We start from the raw sequence: 20141 nt of genomic DNA on the forward strand, positions 1-20141 counted from the left end.
TTTTCCTGAAACTTTCTAAGGGGTGATGGCTTTGAAAGACTTCTACAGGATGAAAACCGAGGATGTTTGCAAAGACATGCAAGTCGATCCTGGAAATGGCCTTACCAACCAAGAAGCAAAGAAAAGACTTGAAAAGTATGGACCAAATGAAATAGCTCAAAAGAAAAGAAGAACCATCTGGCAGATGTTTTTTTCTCAATTCACAGATTTTCTGATCATCATACTTCTTGTAGCCGCCGTGGTTTCCATAATCGTTGGAGAAGGTATCGATGCTGTTTTGATTATTATCATAGTCCTTCTCAATGCTACATTGAGTACAATTCAAGAATCTAAGGCAGAAAAATCTCTGCAATTGCTCAAAAAAATGGCTGCACCAATGGCAAAGGTGATCAGAGACGGTGTGGTACAAACCATCTCATCAAGAGAGATAGTACCCGGCGATGTAGTCTTACTCGAAACAGGCAACTATGTACCAGCCGACGGGAGATTGATTGAAGCTGTAAATCTTTCTGTGAGTGAAGCCGCTCTAACCGGAGAATCTCAACCAGTGGATAAAACAACAGATGTGATCGACAAAGATAAATTACCCATTGGTGACAGACTCAACATGGTTTATTCAGGAACGATAGTTGCAAAAGGTAGAGGCAAGGCCATCGTGACATCCACGGGTAATGAAACTGAGCTCGGAAAAATTGCGAAGATGCTATCTGAAATGGAAGAAGAAGAAACACCCCTGCAAAAAAACTTAGAGAAACTGGGAAAACAGATAGGTGTGATAATCTTAGCCATATGTGCAATTGTCTTTATCGTAGGTATATTTGAAGGAAATCCATTACTTGAAATGTTTCTCACTTCTGTGAGTCTTGCAGTTGCAGCGGTACCTGAAGGTTTGCCAGCCGTTGTGACGATCGTTTTGGCACTTGGCATGTACAACATGGTGAAAAGAAATGCTGTAATAAGAAGACTTCAAGCCGTTGAAGCATTGGGTTCAGTCAATGTAATCTGTTCTGATAAGACAGGTACTCTGACAAAAAACGAAATGACCGTTGTTAAGTATTACCTACATCCATCTATATTTTTCGAACACGAACAAGCAAAACAAAACAAATCAAAATCTCTGCAATTACTTTTAACTGGTGCAACACTGTGCAATGATAGTTTCATCACGATGAAAGATGGAAACCGTATAACTTCAGGTGATCCAACGGAAATCGCTTTGGCAGTTGCGGCATTTGATCTTGGAATAGAAAAAGCAACCCTTGAAGAAAAAATGCCACGTATCCACGAGATACCCTTTGATTCCGACAGAAAGATGATGACAACGATTCACAAAGATCAAGATAAGACATTATCTTTCACAAAAGGTGCACCAGATGTGGTAATAAGAAATTGCGATAGATACATGACAGAAGATGGACAAATCAAAAAACTCACCGATCACGATAAAGAACTGATTCTTCAACACAACACACAGATGGCACAGGAAGGTCTCAGAGTTTTAGCGGTTGCGTTTAAAGAATTGCAGAACAATGACTTTTCAAACCTTGAAAACGACATGATCTTCCTTGGATTGATGGGTATGATCGACCCACCAAGACCAGAGGTAAAACAAGCCCTCGAGAAATGTCAAACGGCTGGAATTAGAGTCATCATGATCACAGGAGATCACAAAGTAACTGCTCAAACGATCGCAAAAGAACTGAATATCCTTGACAGCAACGACATGGTTCTAACAGGTAGTGATTTGATCGAAATGGATGTCGATCAGCTTGTTCAAGTAGTTGAAAAAGTAAAAGTTTATGCAAGGGTTTCTCCAAATGACAAATTGAAAATAGTCGAGGCTCTGAAAAAAATAGGAAGAGTAGTTGCAATGACCGGAGATGGTGTCAACGACGCACCTGCATTGAAAAAATCCGACATAGGTGTTGCAATGGGTATAACTGGTACAGATGTCTCAAAGGATGCATCGGACATGGTTTTAACAGATGACAATTTTGCAAGCATCGTAGCAGCAGTAGAAGAAGGAAGAAAAATCTTTGACAACATCAGAAAAGTCGTATACTACTTACTCTCGTGTAATATCAGTGAGGTTGCAACTATATTCATTTCAATATTATTGAGATTACCATTGCCTTTGATACCCGTTCAAATACTGTGGATGAATCTGGTCACAGATGGACTTCCGGCTTTGGCACTGGGTGTCGAACCTGCGGAACCAGATATAATGAGAAGACCCCCAAGGGATCCAAAAGAAGGTATCATGAGTAAAGACGTGTTGACAAGTATCTTTATCGGAGGAATACTCCTATCGATTCTGACGCTCTTTGTCTACGGCTGGGCTTTGATGGAACATGATCAAATTGAATTGCTCAGAACGATGGTCTTCTTCACACTTTGTACAGGACAATTAATGCACGCTTTTAATTCAAAATCACTGAGATTTTCATTGTTCAAAGTAGGTATCAAAAACAATCCAAAACTCATAATGGCAAATCTCGCATCATTTGGTTTGTTACTTGCGGTTATATATGTCCCAGGGCTTCAGAATGTTTTTGGCACAACAAATCTCACAGGAAAACAATTGATAGTATCCATTTTTGCTGCCTCGATGACTATACCCCTGTACGAGCTTGTGAAAGTCATAAGATATAGAAAAAAATAATCATCACAAAAAGAACAACCCCCTCCACTTGGAGGGGGTTTATATTTTCTAGATCTTAGCGCAAATAATTTCAACATCACCTCGCCGAATTAAGACTCATAAGATTTGCCTTTGCGGCATTTCTCAGCTTCAAAGATCTCTCCACAAAGACTTTTTCTTTTGTGAATGGATCGATCTCTGAATAATACATCGCTGTGCTGACCGTACCTGGTGAGGGTGTAAAGATCTGAATTTGTTGTGGGTGATAATTCAACTTTTCTTCTATGAATTTTCTCAAATGTTCGTTTTCTCTTTTTCCTTCTCCGGGATGTGCAACTATGAAATAACCTACTACGTATCTTTGCTTACCAGAATTCTTAGCGTATTTTTCAAACTTTTCTTTGAATTCCAAGAAAAGTTCTACAGATGGTTTTCTCATCAACGCTAAAACTTTTGGATGAGAATGTTCAGGGGCAAGTTTGAGTTGTCCTGGGGTGAAATCGATGAGTTTTTTTATGAACAAGTCACCATGAGGATCATTCAAAACCAAATCGTGTCGTATACCAGATGAAACAAATACGTGTTTTATACCATTAATAGTTCTCACCTTGTCCAAAAGTTCTAAATATCTTTCGTGATTGGTCTTTGCATTCACACAGCTCTTTGGATGCAAACAAAATTTTTCACACTGACCTTTTGTTTCTCTGACAAAACAACTTGAACCATACATATTTGCCGTAGGTCCACCTACATCTGTTATGATGCCATGAAAATCTGGATGTTTAGTCAAAATTCTAACTTCTTCAAGGATCGAATCAACACTTCTTGAAACAACGTGTGTGGTCTGATGTTGTGTTAATGCGCAAAATGAACACGAGCCAAAACAACCTCTCACACATGTTATTGAGAATTGAATCATATCCAGAGCGGGAACATATCCTATTTTTTCATAGAAAGGATGGGTTTTTCTTTCAAATGGAAGTAGATAAAGATTGTCAATTTCTTCTTGTTCAAGTGGTAATTGCGGAGGATTTTGGATGATATATCTACTATCTTGTCTTTGACACAGCACAATATTTTTGAAAGGATCTGTTAAGATAGTCTGCAGTCTTGTAGATTCTGCGTATTTTGTTTTATCAAGACATATCTCATCAAAACTCGGAAGTTCATGACAATCGATGGGCTTTTTCGAGCTCCACCAAACTACTCCACGAATGGTTTTACATTTCTCTATATCACGCGTTCTGCTGAGTATTTGAGCAATCTCAAGAACGGTTTTCTCTCCCATACCATACACGAGAAGATCTGCCTTGGCATCAACCAAGATAGATTTTCTAATTCTGTCAGACCACCAATCGTAATGTACAAAGCGCCTTAGACTTGACTCAAGCCCACCAATCACAATTGGAACATCTGGGAAAAATCTTCGCACGAGATTTGAATAAACAATCACAGCACGATCGGGTCTTTTACCGGCGATACCACCAGATGAATACTCATCTATTTTTCTCTTTTTCATCGAAGCCGTGTAATTCGACACCATTGAATCAACGTTTCCAGCACTTATACCAAAAAACAATTTTGGTCTACCAAGGCGCGTGATATCCTTTTCGCTCTTCCAATCTGGTTGTGCTATGATTCCAACTTTAAATCCTTTTGAGACAAGATAATGTCCTATCAGCGCAACGCCAAAAGATGGGTGATCTACATATGCATCACCCGTAACAAGTATTACGTCGAGTTCTTTCCAGCCGAGTTTCTTCACTTCCTCAATAGTTGTTGGTAAAAACATAAAACCACTTCCAGGAAGAGTTTAGCAGAATCTGATCGACACGTTCACATGTTAATGACAATCGTGCTAATCGGCAAGATAAAGACAAGACCTTGAGAAAAGCAAGAGTGGAGATCACTCTCCACTCTTTTCTATAAATTTTCTATAAAGTCTATGGAAGTTCAAAGACCACGGTCAATACACCGTCTTTGTGGAAAAGATCCTTTAGATTCAATTCTTCAATCAGCGATTCATTGATTTCTTCATCTGTTGTTATACTAAGTTTTACTGTTATAGTTTTGCCTGAAGGTTCTTGTTCATACTCAAGTATATCAAGCACTTCTTCTGGATAATCGACGTACCAGAAAAGAAGTTCGCTTAAGTCTTCTGGAGCTACTTCATTATCTTCATAATATTGCCTTATGGCCTCCACAAAGTCAGTTATCAAATCTTCCGCAGATGGCAGTTGATATTTATCATAAGTTTTAGTCACATATATAAATCTGTTCTCCTTATCGATTTGAACATCATTAACCTCAACACTCAAGCTGTTCATTACATCATCTTCTGTCATTGTATCCACCAGATCAGTTTTAACACCAATCTTTACCAACCACCTACCATCTTCCTCTTTTCTCTCATAAACCACTCTGTCTGATAATTCTTCATAAATATCTTGTTCAAGTTCATCGATATCTTCTGGCGGATCTGAGTACATGTAATAACACCTAAAGTCAATAGAGTCAATTATATCGTTCAACAAATTCAACTCTTCTGGTTTTGGTAAGAATTCAGATAAGATTTCACTCAAAACAGTAGAGATTAGATCCTTTGATAATCTTGCCTCCGACACTACTGAGCAATCTTCTCTATGCAATGATAGATCAGCAAAGATGCTATCTTGTTTGAAAACAATTCTACCAAGTACTCCACCTTCGACAGGAATGAGATCTTTTTCATCAACATTTTTCGACAAAACCTCAGCTATACCACCTTTTGTTGGAAGCACTGCGACAAATTCATCTGAACTCAGGTAGATAAAATCTTCCGTTCTTCTGGCAAATGCTCCAAGTGTGTCAAAGTAATCAATCAGATCTTCTAATGATTCTTCTTTGAAATCGAAAAACAGAGCGAATTTAGATGTGTCTTCTGAAAAACTCAAAGAAATGCCAGTTGATTTAGTGAATATGAATTCAAATTTTTCTAAATCTATTCCAACTTCTTCCATAACTTCAGTAGGGATCTGATTCAAAATCGAAGTTGGCACTACCAAGGAAAATTGTGCATCTTTGAGCGTTTTCAATCCCTTTGGTAAAACCTGAGATTGCGCGCGCTTAACCTCCCATTCAGTTCTGTGGGATTTGTTGGATTTTATAAAGATCCTTGCAGTGTCTGAATCAAAAGAAACGCTTATCTCATCTTCAACTGGCACGCCTTCATTGAAACCAAATAGATGTAAGACAATACCAACGATGGGAATTGTTTGCATCTTTACATAAATTGCGGCATCTTCATTCAACTTTATCTTTGGTATCTGGTCATTGATCATAGCTTTTACATCTTCAACCATCATTGCCGATGCGAAATAGTACAAATCGTTCACTTGGATGACTTCGCGATTTACCAAAAATTCCGAGAAATTTTTCTTGAACCAATCAGGATCGTTGGTAACGATAGAAACATCCAACAGATTTTGAGCATTAGAGAATTCTTCGGTTTCGATCAATCCCACTAAACCTGAAAGATCCAGCGTCATTTTACCAAAGAAGCACACAAAGCCATCTGTGTGATCACTCAACTTGTTATTTGGTGGTAAAAAGGAGTTGAGTGTTTCAAAATCTTTCAGAAATAGCACATAATCTGCTGTGATAGGAACATAAGCAAAAGCATGAATGCAAACAACAACAGCAATTAACAACAATACCTTTTTCATTCACTATCCCTCCCCTTGGTTTTTAACTTGATTATACGATATATCATTCGATATCTTCACATGAAGTCATCCCAAAAATACCTCGCGCTCTATCTGTTCTTCGAGCTTTTTAAGCATAAGAGTCGCAGCGAGAATACCTTTGAATACTCCATCTTGCCTAATTGCAAAAACCAACCTTAATGTCATTTTACCGGAAACACGGGACTGTAAGGGATCTGATATCGTCCACTCGACAGTATTGTTTTGCTTGAGGTATCTAAAATAATCTCTATCTGCTATATTTCCTTTCGCTCCTGTAGTAGTTATGAAATTGCCATTTGCATCAGCCATGAACAATAGTTCATAAATATCTCCACGCGTTTTTAGAAACTCTTTTGCATGCGGCTCAAAGGTTTTCCAATCCAAATTCTGGCACTCAGGTAATTGAAGTAACCTACCCAGATCTCTTATTTGCTCAGAGAGCCACTTTCTTGCTCCGGTAAGACTTTTTAACTTCAAAGATTTTAAAGAAAGTACCTGCCCATTCTTTGAAAGTTCTTGAGATAGATCACTTAAAAACCGGACGGTTTTATCGGTTTCGTCGACAAAATTCAAAATCTCCGCTGCGGCGTTTGTATTGTTGTTGACAGCCGACTCTATCTCCTTAGTAGATCTTATCTGTGATTGTATAGAATCAGAGATTTCATTCACTATTTTCTCAAATTGACTAACACTGTCTTTGAGTTTGATCAAATCTGTAGCGAATTCTTCGTTGACCTTTATAGTTTTCCCCACCAATTCAGCTACTGTATTGCTCTTGTCTAAGGATTCTTTAATAGCTAATTCAATACTTCCAACCTGTTGTGCTATCTCTTCTGCAGATTCTCGAGACTGCTGGGCGAGCTTTCTCACTTCCTCTGCAACAACTGCAAATCCCCGTCCATGTTCTCCAGCTCTTGCGGCTTCTATTGCCGCGTTCAGTGCCAAAAGATTCGTTTGCTCCGAGATCTGTTCAATTGTTTCTATCATATGTCTTATACCTTCAGAAACCTGACCAAGTCTATCCATTGTTTCAACCAAGTCCTTGATTTTGCTTTTCGCATTCACATTCTCGGTTACAAGGTCGTTGATTTTCAATTTTAGATCTGCCATATTCTTACCAAATTCTTCGAACTCTTCATACATTTTTTGCGCATTCTGTCCAATCATCTGAGCATCATTAGATATCTCAGCTGCTCCGGATGAAGTTTCTTCAAGAGCTGCGGTTAAAGATTGAACCAATTCTGAGATCTTCTTGGATCTTTTTGTCAGAAGATCAGAACTTTCGTTCATTTGTTTTGATATATCGACAAGATTCTCAGCATCCTGTTTTAATGAATTTGAAGATATGAAAAGCTCACGAAATAAATCTCTATTCTCTTTTTCATCAATTTTTTCTTGTTTGATCTGCACAATTTTTCTGATCCTGATATTTTGAATTATAAAAACGGCGATCATAAAGCATAAAGAACACAAGACCACATATTCCCAAAAGAAAACTCTGAATAATAGAAAAATCAAACCAACAATGCCAATGCACAATGAGAATATGCTCACCAAATCTCCCTCCTTGAGATCGATTAAGTGTATAGAACATAAAATTTTGGCTTATCATTCACATGCCAATCAAAATTACTGTGCTTCTTGGCTGAGCTGTATATGTGTATCCAACGGGTTCCGGGTCATCGAGAAAATCTTCAGGGCAATCCTTCGATGTGTCAACAACTCTGTACCAGTTTTTGCCATGGATGTAAGGCAATACAAATTTCAAAGGTTCACGCCATTGATTTAGAATAACGTATATATCGGTGTCCTGCTCAACTGAACTTGGTTCCCCACTTATCATGAAAGCTATCGAGTGAGAATGATAAGAAAAATCCGGCTCAAAGGGTCTTACACCATGCCAAGTCAAGTCTGGGAAACCCGTTTGTGTCGGTAATCCTGTAAAAAAGTGCGGTTTTCTCAAGACTGGATGTGATTTTCGAAAATCAATCATCTTCTTGAAAAACCTAAAAATGTCCTTGTGCTTTTCTTTTAAAGTCCAATCAAGCCACGTAGTTTCATCGTCATGACAGTAAGCGTTGTTATTTCCTTTCTGCGTTCTGTACATTTCATCACCCATCAAGATCATTGGAGTACCATGAGATACCATCAGGATGGCTATGAAGTTTTTTACTTGTTGTTTTCTCAAACTAATTATCTTGGGATCATCTGTTTCACCTTCCACGCCATAATTGTTGCTGAAATTTTCATCACTGCCATCTCTGTTACCTTCACCATTTGCCTCATTGTGTTTGTACTTATAACTGACAAGATCTCTCAATGTAAAACCATCGTGACATGTAACGAAATTGATACTCGCGTGGGGAGATCTTGAACCATACAAATCTTGACTTCCAGCTATTCTCATGGCAAGATCTTGTACTGTACCTTCGTCCCCTCGTACAAATTTTCTCACCGTGTCCCTATATCTTCCATTCCATTCTGCCCAACCTTGAGGGAATTGCCCCAAAAAATATCCGCCTGCAGCATCCCATCCTTCAGCAATGAGCTTTAGATCATGTAATATGGCATCTTCTGAAATATCTTTTAGTAATGAAAAATCACCAATCCACCTGCCATCTGGTGTCCTTCCAAGAATAGAAGCAAGGTCAAAGCGGAAACCATCCACGTGCATCTCCGTCGCCCAATATCTGAGACTGTCTATAATCATTTCCTTTACAACTGGGTGATTGCAGTTGAGTGTATTTCCACAGCCAGAATAGTTCAAATAGAAGCGTTTGTTGCTCGGATTGAGCATGTAATAGATTTCGTTGTCTATACCTCTGAAAGAAAGAGTGGGACCAAGTTCATTACTTTCGCCGGTATGATTGTAAACAACATCGAGAATTACTTCAAAACCATTCTTGTGCATTTGCTTGACAAAATCCTTGAAGAGAAAAACTTGTTCACCAAGTTTCATGCCTACTGAATAGTTACCTGTTACAGCGAAAAAACCCAATGGATTATAACCCCACATATCCATAAGCCTCTTGCCAGTCAATGGATTTATATTGGTATTGGCATTAGCACAAAATTCAAAGACAGGCATCAATTCAATTGTAGTTACTCCAAGTTCCTTTAAATGATCGAGTTTCTCAAGTATTCCCAAAAAAGTACCACGAAACCTCACATTAGATGTGGGACTCATGGTGAAGAACCTTACATGCATTTCATAGATGATCGTATCTTTCCATGGGATCATTGGTTTTCTATCTCCGGTCCAATCGTATTTAGAGTCATCGATGACTATGGATTTTGTCGGGCTCTGTGCAGAATCAATTGTTGAGAATGAAAGATCTTTCATAGGAGAATCTCTATCATATCCATATACACTGTCCTCATCCCATTCATACGATCCAGATATCGCCTTTGCATATGGGTCAGTCAAAAGTTTATAAACATTGAATCTTTTCCCGTTATTGGGGTCATATTCTCCATCTATTCTCCAACCATAATATTGACCATGGCCAACTCCATAGACATATATGTGCCAGATATCACCTGTTCTATTGTAAATTGGATCGAGTACGAATCTGTGAGAGGGTTTTTCATCATAATAATTCTGGTACAGTTCAAGGATCACGCGACGCCCATTCCTTGAAAAAATACCAAAATTTACACCAGTATCATCTGGCGTTGCACCAAGCCTTGGGTAACCTCTTTTTGTCTTCAACTCAACATTTGAATCTGGGTTGTTATATTCGACAGGATAATCTGGCAATTTACCACCTGGTAATAGTATACTTGCTTGAACCAATTTTAGAACCATTATCTCATTATCAATTCACCCCACAAATACACTGTTTTTCTAAGGTTTTCTTTTTCATTTATCATGGCGTTTTTTAATCATTTGACGAAAAAATTGGTTATATTGCAACAAAATATCTGATTCAGATGGGACACAAAGGAATTCTCATGTTCAATTCATTGCCAGAAAAATTCACCTCCCAATTTCGCCAGAAAGGTTACTCTTCTGCAATGAAGGAAGCTGGACTATCAGAACAAATCATAAATTCTTCGGAGGGTTTTGAAAATTCGTACAGAAGATTCAAGGATTTTTTGCAAACAAGTTTATCAAAGAATATCACAGCCGTTCTTTGTTACAACGATATATTTGCCTACGCAGTTATAAATGCCGCAAGAGAAATGAAAATGGAGATTCCAAAGCAGTTGAGTATTGTGGGGGTAGACGATTTGGTATTTTCCAGTATTATTGATCCACCCTTGACCACTGTACATATAAACAGAAAAGAACATTGACAAATAAACCTGTTTTTAAGTTTTATGTGCTGTTTGTTCAGAAACAAAGAATAAAATCAACACAATCCACATCAAGATTGAATTGAGTGCTTGTGCTTCACCTACATGACGCGTACTGAAGAGTTTATAGGTTGCGACAGACAAAGTAGCTAACTGACCATCTGAAAGAATTATAGTGGCTGTGATTTCTCCGAGTGCTATTGCCATGCAAAAAGCAAAAGCTCCCAGCAATTCCTTTTTGAAAATCGGCAGTGTTATCTTGAAAAATCTCTCCAAAGAACCACAACCATCGATTTTACTTGCCTCTTCGATCTCCTTTGGAAGACTTCTCCAAACATTTTGAAGAGAACTGTGAACTAAAGGTAGAGATATCAATGCGTAAATACCACCCAACTTGAGTACCTGGGGTACACCGCCAAGAAGGATCATACCAAAAGCCATTGTCGCTGGAGAGATTGCTATTGGTAAATACACTAATGCAGATAAAGATGTCTTAAACCTGACAGAAGCATAGGAGCTGATCAACCCAATAGCACAAACGCATATCCCAACTACCGAACTCAACAATAAACTGTAAATAACCACAGACCACGTATTTGTTCCTATTATCCATTCAACACTTTGACTGAACAACCTTCTGAAATTTTCAAACGTGAAGCCACTTCCATATCTTATAAACCCACCAAAACAAGCCATAATCAACGGTAAAAAAACGAATAATCCAACAAATACAACATAAAGATAAGACCATTTTGGTCTTTTCTCCTTGAGCGTTTCACCAAAAAATTCCTCAGTTCTATTGGATAATATCAAAAAAACAAGACTCGCCAATGCCACAAAAATCATTTGAAACAATGTCAAAAACAGCGCACTTTCAAAATCCAAAAGAACTCTCAAATACATATAGATGCTCACTTCTATAGTTGAGTATTTGATCCCACCTAAGATCATAACAACGGCAAAACTGGTAAAACAGTATAGATAAGAAAGTGCAAAAGCAGAACCAATAGCGGGTGTCATTAAGGGTAATTCAACATGCCAAAATCTTTTGAACTTCGAGGCTCCTTCAAGATTAGCCATTTCAAGAAGACTTTTATCTATTCTCTCAAAAGCGTCACCAACGATCCTTATGAACAGAGGAAAGTTATAAAACACATGGCCAATTAATACCGCGGTGAATGTATATAGTATCCTGATCCTTAGATTGAAAAAAGACAACACCCAATTCACTATTCCATTGTTACCAAAAGTGAGTAAAAAACCTATTGCCATCGATATCCCAGGAAGTACAAAAGGCACCATGCTCGCAGACTTTAAAAGACTCTTCACAGTTTTTGGAAGTCTTGTTCTTGCGATCAAATAAGCGCCTGGTACTCCAAGAAGCATTGTCAGAAAAGCCGATATTAATGCTTGAAAGATAGTGAATTTTATAACCGTGGTGTTTTTTAAAAGTATTTGGTGAAGATCTCCGTTTGGAAATCTCAGAAACAATAAAACAAGTGGATAAATCAAAAAGGTGCCGATAAAGACTATCGGCACCAAGCCCAAGATTATCTTTCTTTTCATCTACCTATCATTACTCCTGCCCATTTTTCAAGCCACTCTTTACCTTTTTGGTCAAATGTGCCATAGTCAAATGACAGCACTTTATCTATCTTAGGCGCATATTTGTAAGCTTGTGGAAGTTCTATTTCTATAACTGGGTACATCCATTGGTTTAATGGTATCTGCGACTGAAATTCTTCGCTCAAAATAAATTCAATGAACTTCTTCGCAAGATCGAGATTTTTCGTACCTTTCACTATGGCTGCGTACTCTATCTGCACAAAGGCACCTTCTTCCATGATTACCGGCAGGTACTTAAGACTTCCATATTCATGGTAACTATAAGCACCATCTGTTGCATAGCTCACCATGATATCTGCCTCTCCCGTTTCGAGCATACTGAATGCTTCATCCCATCCCGGCGTTATGGTCAAAATATTGTTCTTTAAATTCTTCCAGTAATCCAAAAATCCGTCCTCACCGAAAACCGCCACCGTCCATAACATAAAAGAAAGTCCCGTACTCGATGTACGAGGATCCTGAACAACCAGTTTCTTTCTAAATCTCTCATCAAGAAGTTCTTTAAAAGATCTCGGTGGGTTCTCTATATCTTCGGTGTTGTAAACCAAGGCAATCGCACCATAATCAAATGGTGTACCGTAACCCTGTGTGTCCAAAAGTTCTTTGTTCTTCACTTTTGATATGTTCTGTGGAACAAACTGTGTCAAAAGTCCCTCAGAGATCGCACGTCTTAATAAAGGTTGATCCAATCCAATCACAACATCGGCCTTTGGCTGATCTTTCTCAAGAATCAACCTTGCGAGTACATTCCCAGCATCTCCAAAAGATAGTACCTTCACTTTGACATTGCTTTGTCTTTCAAAAATTGGCAAGACTTTCTGCGCAATTCCCGATGCGAAACTGCTATAGGTATACACAACTAATTCCTGAGAGAGTATTGACACCGCGAAAATTAATGATACAATAAATAACAACTTTCTCATATACACCACCTCCCCTAAGTTAAAACCCCGCCACCGGCGGGGTAATTTGATTTTTCACTTGCTCCCTACGCCGGCATTACCCGGATCAGGTTCAAGGGTCGAGGACTTCCGTCCTCCTCTCAGCCTCGGATTAGAAGCTCCCCTGCAGATATATTCACTTGGCCATTTTTATTGTATCATAAGAAAATGATCTGTGTGAATTACATGATGATTGTTTTTATGTTGTAAAATTGTCTTGTACCACGAGAGGAGTGGAAAATTGTGAAACTCGGTGACAAGATTCCAAAGGATGTTTTTAACGAGCTTGGAATCAATGCTTTCTCAGATCTCCCCTTCATTCAGCAGTTAAACCAAAAACTGAACGAAAACGTTGAAATCATAGCAAAAGTTTCCAGCAAAAAACTTCAGGAAGCTAAGGATCAGAAAAAATTTCTGTTGGTAACTTTAACTGATAAAACCGGAAGTGTTAGAGCTGTCGATTGGTACAATGCCGATAAAAACTTCACCAAGATTAATGAAGGCGATGTTATTTTGGCAAAAGGAAGGGTTGTTTATTTTGAAGATCATGTTCAAATCAATTTGGATAAAGAACCAGACTCTGTAAGATGTCTGGCCGATTCGGAATACGACTTTCAGAGATTTGTTGATGTAACAGCTCAAGACATCGATAAGATGTACGAAAAGTTGACGATATTCATTAAAGAAATACGAGATGATGATTTGAGAAAACTGTTGCAGAGTTTTTTCACAGAAGATGATCAGTTCATCAAAGATTTCATTCAGGTTCCTGCCGGAGTGAATGTCCACCATGCTTACCTTGGCGGACTACTCGAACACACCGTAGATGTGGCAAATTTGTGCAAGAAAGTTTCAACTGTGTACGAACAGTTTCTCAACAAAGACATTCTAATCACCGGCGCTATTCTGCACGATATCGGAAAAGTGAGAGAATACAGGGTAACTCAGAAGGGATTCGAGGTGACCGATGAAGGAGAGTTGATCGGCCATATAGTACTTGGCGCTCAAATGTTCAAAGAACGTGCAATCAAGATGTCGCTAAATAAGAACAAGTTGATGCAAATTGAGCACATAATTCTTTCTCATCATGGAGAACTTGAATGGGGATCACCGGTTGTTCCAAAGACAGCGGAAGCCTTTGTAATCCATATGCTTGAAAACATGGATGCAAAACTCGCACGCTTTAGAGCAATAGGTGAAAAAGAAAAGAAGAATGGCACTGAAAAACTCTGGAGTGAGTACGACAAACATCTTCAGAGACGTCTCTGGCTTGGGGGGATTGAGCAGTGAAGATAAAATTTGGTACGTCCGGCTGGAGAGCTATCATAAGCGATCAATTCACGTTTAGCAATGTAAAAATAGTGAGTCAAGCAATTGCTGAATATATCAAAAAAGTTGGTGGAAAAGCTCTGATCGTGGCACGCGATACCCGCTTCATGACAGAGCACTACGCTCAATTGGTAGCTCAGGTTTTAACAGCGAATGGTATAAAGGTCTTGATGCCAGAGAATCCCACTCCTACACCTGTGGTCTCATTTGCAATAAGACAATACAAACTCGCCGGTGGTATAAATATCACTGCATCGCACAATCCACCTGAATATTGTGGTATAAAATTCAATCCAGCCGATGGATCACCCGCATCACCGGAAGTAACAAAAGAAATAGAAACTTTAATCGAAAAAATAGAGGAAAAAAAGATACCCATGATCAGTCTTCGCGAGGCGAGCGCTAAAGAACTCTTCGAAGTCTTTGAACCAAGAACTGATTATATGAAGGCAATCGCACAAAAGGTAGATTTGGAAAGAATTAAGTCTGCTGGTTTGAAAGTCATCGCAGATTTACTCTATGGGACTTCGATAGGTTACTTAGACGAACTGTGCAAATCCGTTTGTGGTGAATTTGACGTCGTCCACAATTATAGGAACCCATATTTTGGGGGAGATAGACCAGAACCAGATGAAGATAGACTCAGAGACCTTGCAGAGAAAGTGAAAAATCGTGGTTGGGACATCGTTGTGGCAACCGATGGTGATGCAGATAGATTTGGAATCGTCGATGATAACGGTGAGTACGTAAAGCCAAATGAAGTGATCGCCCTTCTCGCACACCATTTGTATACACATAGAAACTTCAATGGACCTGTAGCAAGAACGATTGCCACATCCCATGCAATCGATTCTGTAGCACAGATCTTCAAGCAAAAAGTTTTGGAAACGCCTGTTGGATTCAAATTTCTTGCAAATGTGCTTCTCTCGGAGAATGTAGTTATCGCGGGAGAAGAAAGCGGTGGTCTTACCATACAAGGCCACACACCGGAGAAAGACGGAATATTGGCATGCATGCTCGTACTCGAGATGATTGCATACGAAAGAAAAAGTCTTTCACAGATAAGGAAAGATTTTCGTAAGAATTACGGTGAATTTTTCAACACAAGAATAGATCTTGAGTTATCCGATGAACAAGAAAAACAAGAACTTTTGACAAAATTTAGGAATATAAAAGATTATCTGTTAGGCATAAAAATAGTCGATCAAGATTCGATCGACGGCTTGAGGTATTTCTTTGATAAACCTGGTGCATGGATACTTGCAAGAGCCTCAGGAACCGAACCGGTTGTGAGAATATACTTTGAAGCGAAGGATCCTCAAACGTTCCAGTCGATGCTTTTGGCTGTACGCAAAATGAGTAGATAGGAAGGGAAAAGATGAAAAAGATCATAATTGTCGAATCACCTGCGAAAGCAAAGACGATAAAGCAAATTCTCAAAGGTGAATACGATGTAATTTCCTCAAAGGGGCATGTGCGTGATCTGCCTGAAAAAGAATTTGGTGTAGATATAAAAAACGATTTTGAACCGGAGTTCAAGATCATCGATGGAAAAGAGAAGGTTGTACAGGAACTTTCCACAAAAACAAAGGGTAAGGAAGTTTTTCTGGCATCGGATATGGATAGAGAAGGCGAAGCGATAGCATGGCATCTTGCGGACATCCTTGGAATTTTAGACAAGAAAAACAGAATTGTTTTCAGCGAAATCACACCGCAAGCTATACAAAAAGCAGTCAAATCACCAAGGTATATAGACATGAGAAAGGTCCAGGCTCAATTGGCAAGGCGCATACTCGATCGTATAGTTGGATACAAAATAAGTCCATTGCTTTGGAAAATGCTCAAGGCAAATCTGAGCGCTGGTAGAGTGCAATCAGCAGCATTGAAAATTATCTGTGAAAGAGAGATTCAAAGACACAGATTCATCCCAAAAAAATTCTGGAAAGTCCAGGGTTATGTTGGTTCGCTGAAGTTCTATTTGACACACATAGATCAAAAGAGAGTACAGATGCAGGACGTCACCAAAGAAATAGCCCAGGATATAGAAAAAAATGTGAAGAAATTAAAGGTAAAGCAAGTTAAAAAAAGAGAGGTACGCAAAAAGCCACCACTACCTTTCATAACCAGTACACTTCAGCAAGAGGCAGCAAATAAATTGGGATTTTCTGTGAACAAGACTATGCAAATCGCACAACAACTCTACGAAGGAATCGATACACCGAGCGGACACAAGGCTTTCATAACATACATGAGAACAGATTCCACTCGAATCTCAGATTATGCCAAACAAATGGCAAGAGAATACATATTGAGCAATTACGGTGATAAATACCTTGGAACACAAAGTTCACCACAAAAAAAAGGACAAAATATTCAAGATGCACATGAAGCAATTAGACCTGTTGAGATCAGTCTCACTCCAGATGAAGCCGAAAAAGAATTGTCAAAGGATCACGCCAAACTCTATAAACTCATATGGGAAAGATTTGTTGCATCGCAGATGAGTGAAGCAATTTACGAAGAAACAACGATAATATTTGAATGTGAAAAATACATGTTTGAAGCGAAAATAGAACACAGAATCTTCGATGGCTTTGAGATCTTATTTAAAAAAGAAAAAGAACAACAGTTTGAAACTTTACCTTCAGAAGTTACAGTCACCAAATGGCAAATAGAGGAAGACGAGACAAAACCTCCATCCAGATACTCCGAAGCCACAATGGTCCGAGCACTTGAGGCAAGAGGCATAGGTAGACCAAGTACATACGCCACTATAATCTCAACTCTCATCGAAAGAAAATACGTCATCAAAAGATCTCAAGAACTTGTTCCAACGGTCATGGGCTTTGTGGTAAATCATTACATGGAAAAGAGATTTCCACAGATAATCGATCTGGAATTTACAGCACGTATGGAGGAAGCTTTAGACCAAGTAGAACAAGGACAAAAAGATTACAGAAAACTGCTCAAGGAATTCTATGAACAATTTTCAAAATATTTAGATGATGCTCAAAAACAATGGCTTTCGATAGATATCCCAACGAATTTGAAATGTGATTGTGCCGAAGAATATCGTCTAAAAGTTGGAAGGTATGGATTATATCTATCCTGTCCAAAGTGCTCTAAAACCAACTCTGTGGTCCTTGATTCACCAGCAGTTTTGGATGATAAAATGTATTTTCAAATCGAAAAACAAGATTCACCACAAATGACATGTCCTTCATGCGGTGGAGAGCTACAGCAAATGGACGGTAAATTTGGAAGATATCTAAAGTGCAAAAATTGTGGCAGAAATTACACTGGTTTTGCAAGGGGCAAATGCCCCAAGTGTTCCTCAGCAGTTGAAAAAAAGATCTCCAAGAACAAAAAGGTGTTTTTCAAGTGTACAAACCAAAACTGTGACTTCATAAGTTGGCTTGAGCCATCTGACGAAAAATGTCCTGAATGCTCTCAAAATCTCTACTATAAAAAGACCAGATCAAAAGAAGTTCTCTACTGTCAGAATTGTAAGAAATCTTTCAGCATTAAAAAATAAAATAAGGTGGGCGATTGCCCACCTTTTATGCATATTTTTTCAAAGACAATTTGTTCAACAATTTAGCCACGAAAATCAAAGAGACTATACCAATCGTCAGCAATATAAAAGGAGAAATTTTAAAGATACCATACAGTAAGTACATGATCAGGGCTACAAACGCGCAAGCAAGTGCATATGGTATCTGTGTATTCACATGATCAATATGATCACTCCCCGAGAAAATAGAAGCAAGAACAGTTGTATCTGAAATAGGTGAACAATGATCTCCAAAGATCGCACCGGCAAAAACTGTACCAGCCATTACTGTAACTGAAAGCCATGCGTCATTGGTGATTTTGTAAGCAATTGGTATAGCGATTGGGGTGAGTATGGCCATAGTTCCCCAAGAGGTTCCCGTGGCAAAAGAGATCAGCATACCAACGATAAAAATGATGGCCGGGACAAGGGCAAAAGAAACACTCTTTCCCACTACTGAAACTACGTATCCTGCAAGGTTCATATCTTTTGTCACAGTTCCTATCGACCAAGCAAGTACCAAAATGGCACATGCGAGCAACATCAACTTGAATCCTTCTAAGATTGTTTTCATGGTTTCTGCAACGGTCATCAATCTAAAACCCAAGGCAATGGTTATACCAGTGAGCGTCATCGCAAAAGCACCCCAGAGTAAAGCAGTCGCGGCATCTGCATTACCAAGTTTCTCGATGAGAGTTTCTCCCCCAACTTTTGCACCGGTATAATAAAAGCCTATTATCGTTACAACTATCAATGCCAAGATTGGCAGTACGAAAGTAAGTATCATTGGTCTTTTCTCTATCGGTTTTCCGAGCTCAAAGTCGACATTCAACATTGGTGAAGCACCATCTCTTGATGTCTTACCTTCTCTTTGGGCTCTTACCTCAGCTTTCAACATGCTTCCAAAATCCCAATTTGTGATCGCAATGATTCCGACAAAGATTACAGTGAAAATACAATAAAAATTAAAAGGAATACTCCCCAAAAACGCCGTTAAAGGTGAGATATTTGTTATACCCGCACCGTCCATACCATTTTGGATCATAGCCAATTGGTATGCTATCCAGTCAGAGATAAAAAAAGTCGCCACAGGTGCAGAAGTAGAATCAAGGATATAAGAGAGTTTCTCTTTGGAAATCTTGTGTTGTTCAAAAATGTCTCTCGTCACATTTCCAACTATCGCCGCATTGATATAATCGTTGAAAAAGACAATGACACCCAAAAGCCACGCCCAGACACTCGCAGATCTTTTCGTCTTTATCTTTGTTCTTGCCCAGTCTGCAAGTGCTTTACTTCCACCAAGCCGCCATATAAAAGCTATACCAGCACCCATGAACAAATTAAACAGAAGTAACTTTGCATCCCATTCATCTGCTATTGATTCTATGATCTTTTCGAGTGAATAACCAATCCCTGTGATCGGATTAAAACCGTTGAGCAATAATCCTCCAGTGAAGATACCCAGAAAAAGAGATAGCAAAACATTTTTGGTGACAAAACACAGAACGATTGCAACAAGTGGTGGTAATATTGACCATACAGTACCTTCCACCCAGTACACCTCCCAAGTTAGTTTGTGCTACTACATATAATAAACAAAAAAGCAGGGTTTTTAACCCTGCTTCTTATATTATACCACAAAAACAAAATTTGTCAAGAGTAATTTTTAGAACATCCAACTTCGATATAAGTATACCACGTCTTTATCAAATGATCAACCTATTCTAAAATAAAAAAGTGTCCAAGATAAATCTTCACCATTAAACCCAAGAGAGTAGACCTATGGCAATATACGAAGGGGGTATTTTATCCACCGGTGGATCAGCGCTGTCCATTATATAGTATACGATTTTTTGTTTGTAACAATTTCTTGTTTTTGCCTTTCTGATGATACTTTGGTATAGAAAACTCATTTTGTTTCACTATTCATCGCTGTAACAGAACTTTGTTGAGACTAACTTTTGAGAGTGATTTTATAAGCCTTTAGTCATACATTTTCAATGCGGATACTCTGGTTTTTAGAACAG

General features: G+C 38.7%; 12 protein-coding genes and 1 riboswitch. Of the genes, 5 read left to right on the top strand and 7 right to left on the bottom strand.

The window, feature by feature from the left end:
* The first annotated feature begins 31 nt into the window (after positions 1–31).
* The gene (locus TSP02S_RS00215) at positions 32–2662 is read left to right on the top strand and encodes a calcium-transporting P-type ATPase, PMR1-type (RefSeq protein WP_052465225.1); all 2631 of its coding nucleotides are present in this window, start codon (positions 32–34) and stop codon (positions 2660–2662) included.
* Positions 2663–2738: 76 nt separating this feature from the next.
* Here TSP02S_RS00215 and TSP02S_RS00220 read toward each other — a convergent pair whose 3' ends face one another.
* The 4 genes from TSP02S_RS00220 to glgX all read right to left on the bottom strand — a co-directional run bounded on the left by TSP02S_RS00220 (position 2739) and on the right by glgX (position 10174).
* Positions 2739–4433, bottom strand: a complete 1695-nt coding sequence (locus tag TSP02S_RS00220; protein ID WP_041081064.1) for a YgiQ family radical SAM protein — start codon at positions 4431–4433, stop codon at positions 2739–2741.
* 151 nt (positions 4434–4584) lie between these two features.
* Entirely contained in the window at positions 4585–6345 is a 1761-nt protein-coding gene (locus TSP02S_RS00225; RefSeq protein ID WP_041081065.1) for a hypothetical protein, read from the bottom strand.
* A gap of 66 nt (positions 6346–6411) precedes the next feature.
* Positions 6412–7920, bottom strand: coding sequence for a methyl-accepting chemotaxis protein (locus tag TSP02S_RS00230; RefSeq protein ID WP_041081066.1), 1509 nt, complete (start codon positions 7918–7920; stop codon positions 6412–6414).
* A gap of 58 nt (positions 7921–7978) precedes the next feature.
* The gene (gene glgX / locus TSP02S_RS00235) at positions 7979–10174 is read right to left on the bottom strand and encodes a glycogen debranching protein GlgX (RefSeq protein WP_232503720.1); all 2196 of its coding nucleotides are present in this window, start codon (positions 10172–10174) and stop codon (positions 7979–7981) included.
* 92 nt (positions 10175–10266) lie between these two features.
* On the opposite strand from glgX, the gene TSP02S_RS00240 reads away from it, so the two are divergent.
* A complete protein-coding gene (locus TSP02S_RS00240; RefSeq protein WP_269763789.1) occupies positions 10267–10665 on the top strand; it encodes a substrate-binding domain-containing protein in 399 nt (132 codons plus the stop codon).
* A gap of 15 nt (positions 10666–10680) precedes the next feature.
* On the opposite strand, the gene TSP02S_RS00245 is transcribed toward TSP02S_RS00240, so the two are convergent.
* On the bottom strand, positions 10681–12231 hold the full coding sequence (locus TSP02S_RS00245; RefSeq protein ID WP_041081068.1) for an ABC transporter permease: 1551 nt from the start codon (positions 12229–12231) through the stop codon (positions 10681–10683).
* Positions 12228–13214, bottom strand: a complete 987-nt coding sequence (locus TSP02S_RS00250; RefSeq protein ID WP_041081069.1) for a thiamine ABC transporter substrate-binding protein — start codon at positions 13212–13214, stop codon at positions 12228–12230. Before TSP02S_RS00250 ends, TSP02S_RS00245 begins: the two co-directional genes overlap by 4 nt.
* A gap of 45 nt (positions 13215–13259) precedes the next feature.
* Positions 13260–13368, bottom strand: a riboswitch (TPP riboswitch).
* A gap of 107 nt (positions 13369–13475) precedes the next feature.
* On the opposite strand from TSP02S_RS00250, the gene TSP02S_RS00255 reads away from it, so the two are divergent.
* Genes TSP02S_RS00255 through topA form a run of 3 tightly spaced genes read left to right on the top strand, consistent with a single transcriptional unit; the run spans position 13476 to position 18096 of the window.
* Entirely contained in the window at positions 13476–14522 is a 1047-nt protein-coding gene (locus TSP02S_RS00255; RefSeq protein WP_041081070.1) for a 3'-5' exoribonuclease YhaM family protein, read from the top strand.
* Entirely contained in the window at positions 14519–15928 is a 1410-nt protein-coding gene (locus tag TSP02S_RS00260) for a phosphoglucomutase/phosphomannomutase family protein (protein ID WP_041081071.1), read from the top strand. Before TSP02S_RS00255 ends, TSP02S_RS00260 begins: the two co-directional genes overlap by 4 nt.
* Before the next feature lie 11 nt (positions 15929–15939).
* A complete protein-coding gene (topA, locus tag TSP02S_RS00265; RefSeq protein ID WP_041081072.1) occupies positions 15940–18096 on the top strand; it encodes a type I DNA topoisomerase in 2157 nt (718 codons plus the stop codon).
* A 25-nt stretch (positions 18097–18121) separates the two neighbouring features.
* Here topA and TSP02S_RS00270 read toward each other — a convergent pair whose 3' ends face one another.
* Positions 18122–19666 (bottom strand): Na+/H+ antiporter NhaC family protein, encoded by a 1545-nt coding sequence (locus tag TSP02S_RS00270; protein ID WP_041081073.1) that lies wholly within the window; start codon positions 19664–19666, stop codon positions 18122–18124.
* Positions 19667–20141 lie beyond the last annotated feature (475 nt).

The organism is Thermotoga profunda AZM34c06, assembly GCF_000828675.1.
In the GTDB taxonomy this organism is placed as follows: domain Bacteria; phylum Thermotogota; class Thermotogae; order Thermotogales; family DSM-5069; genus Pseudothermotoga_B; species Pseudothermotoga_B profunda.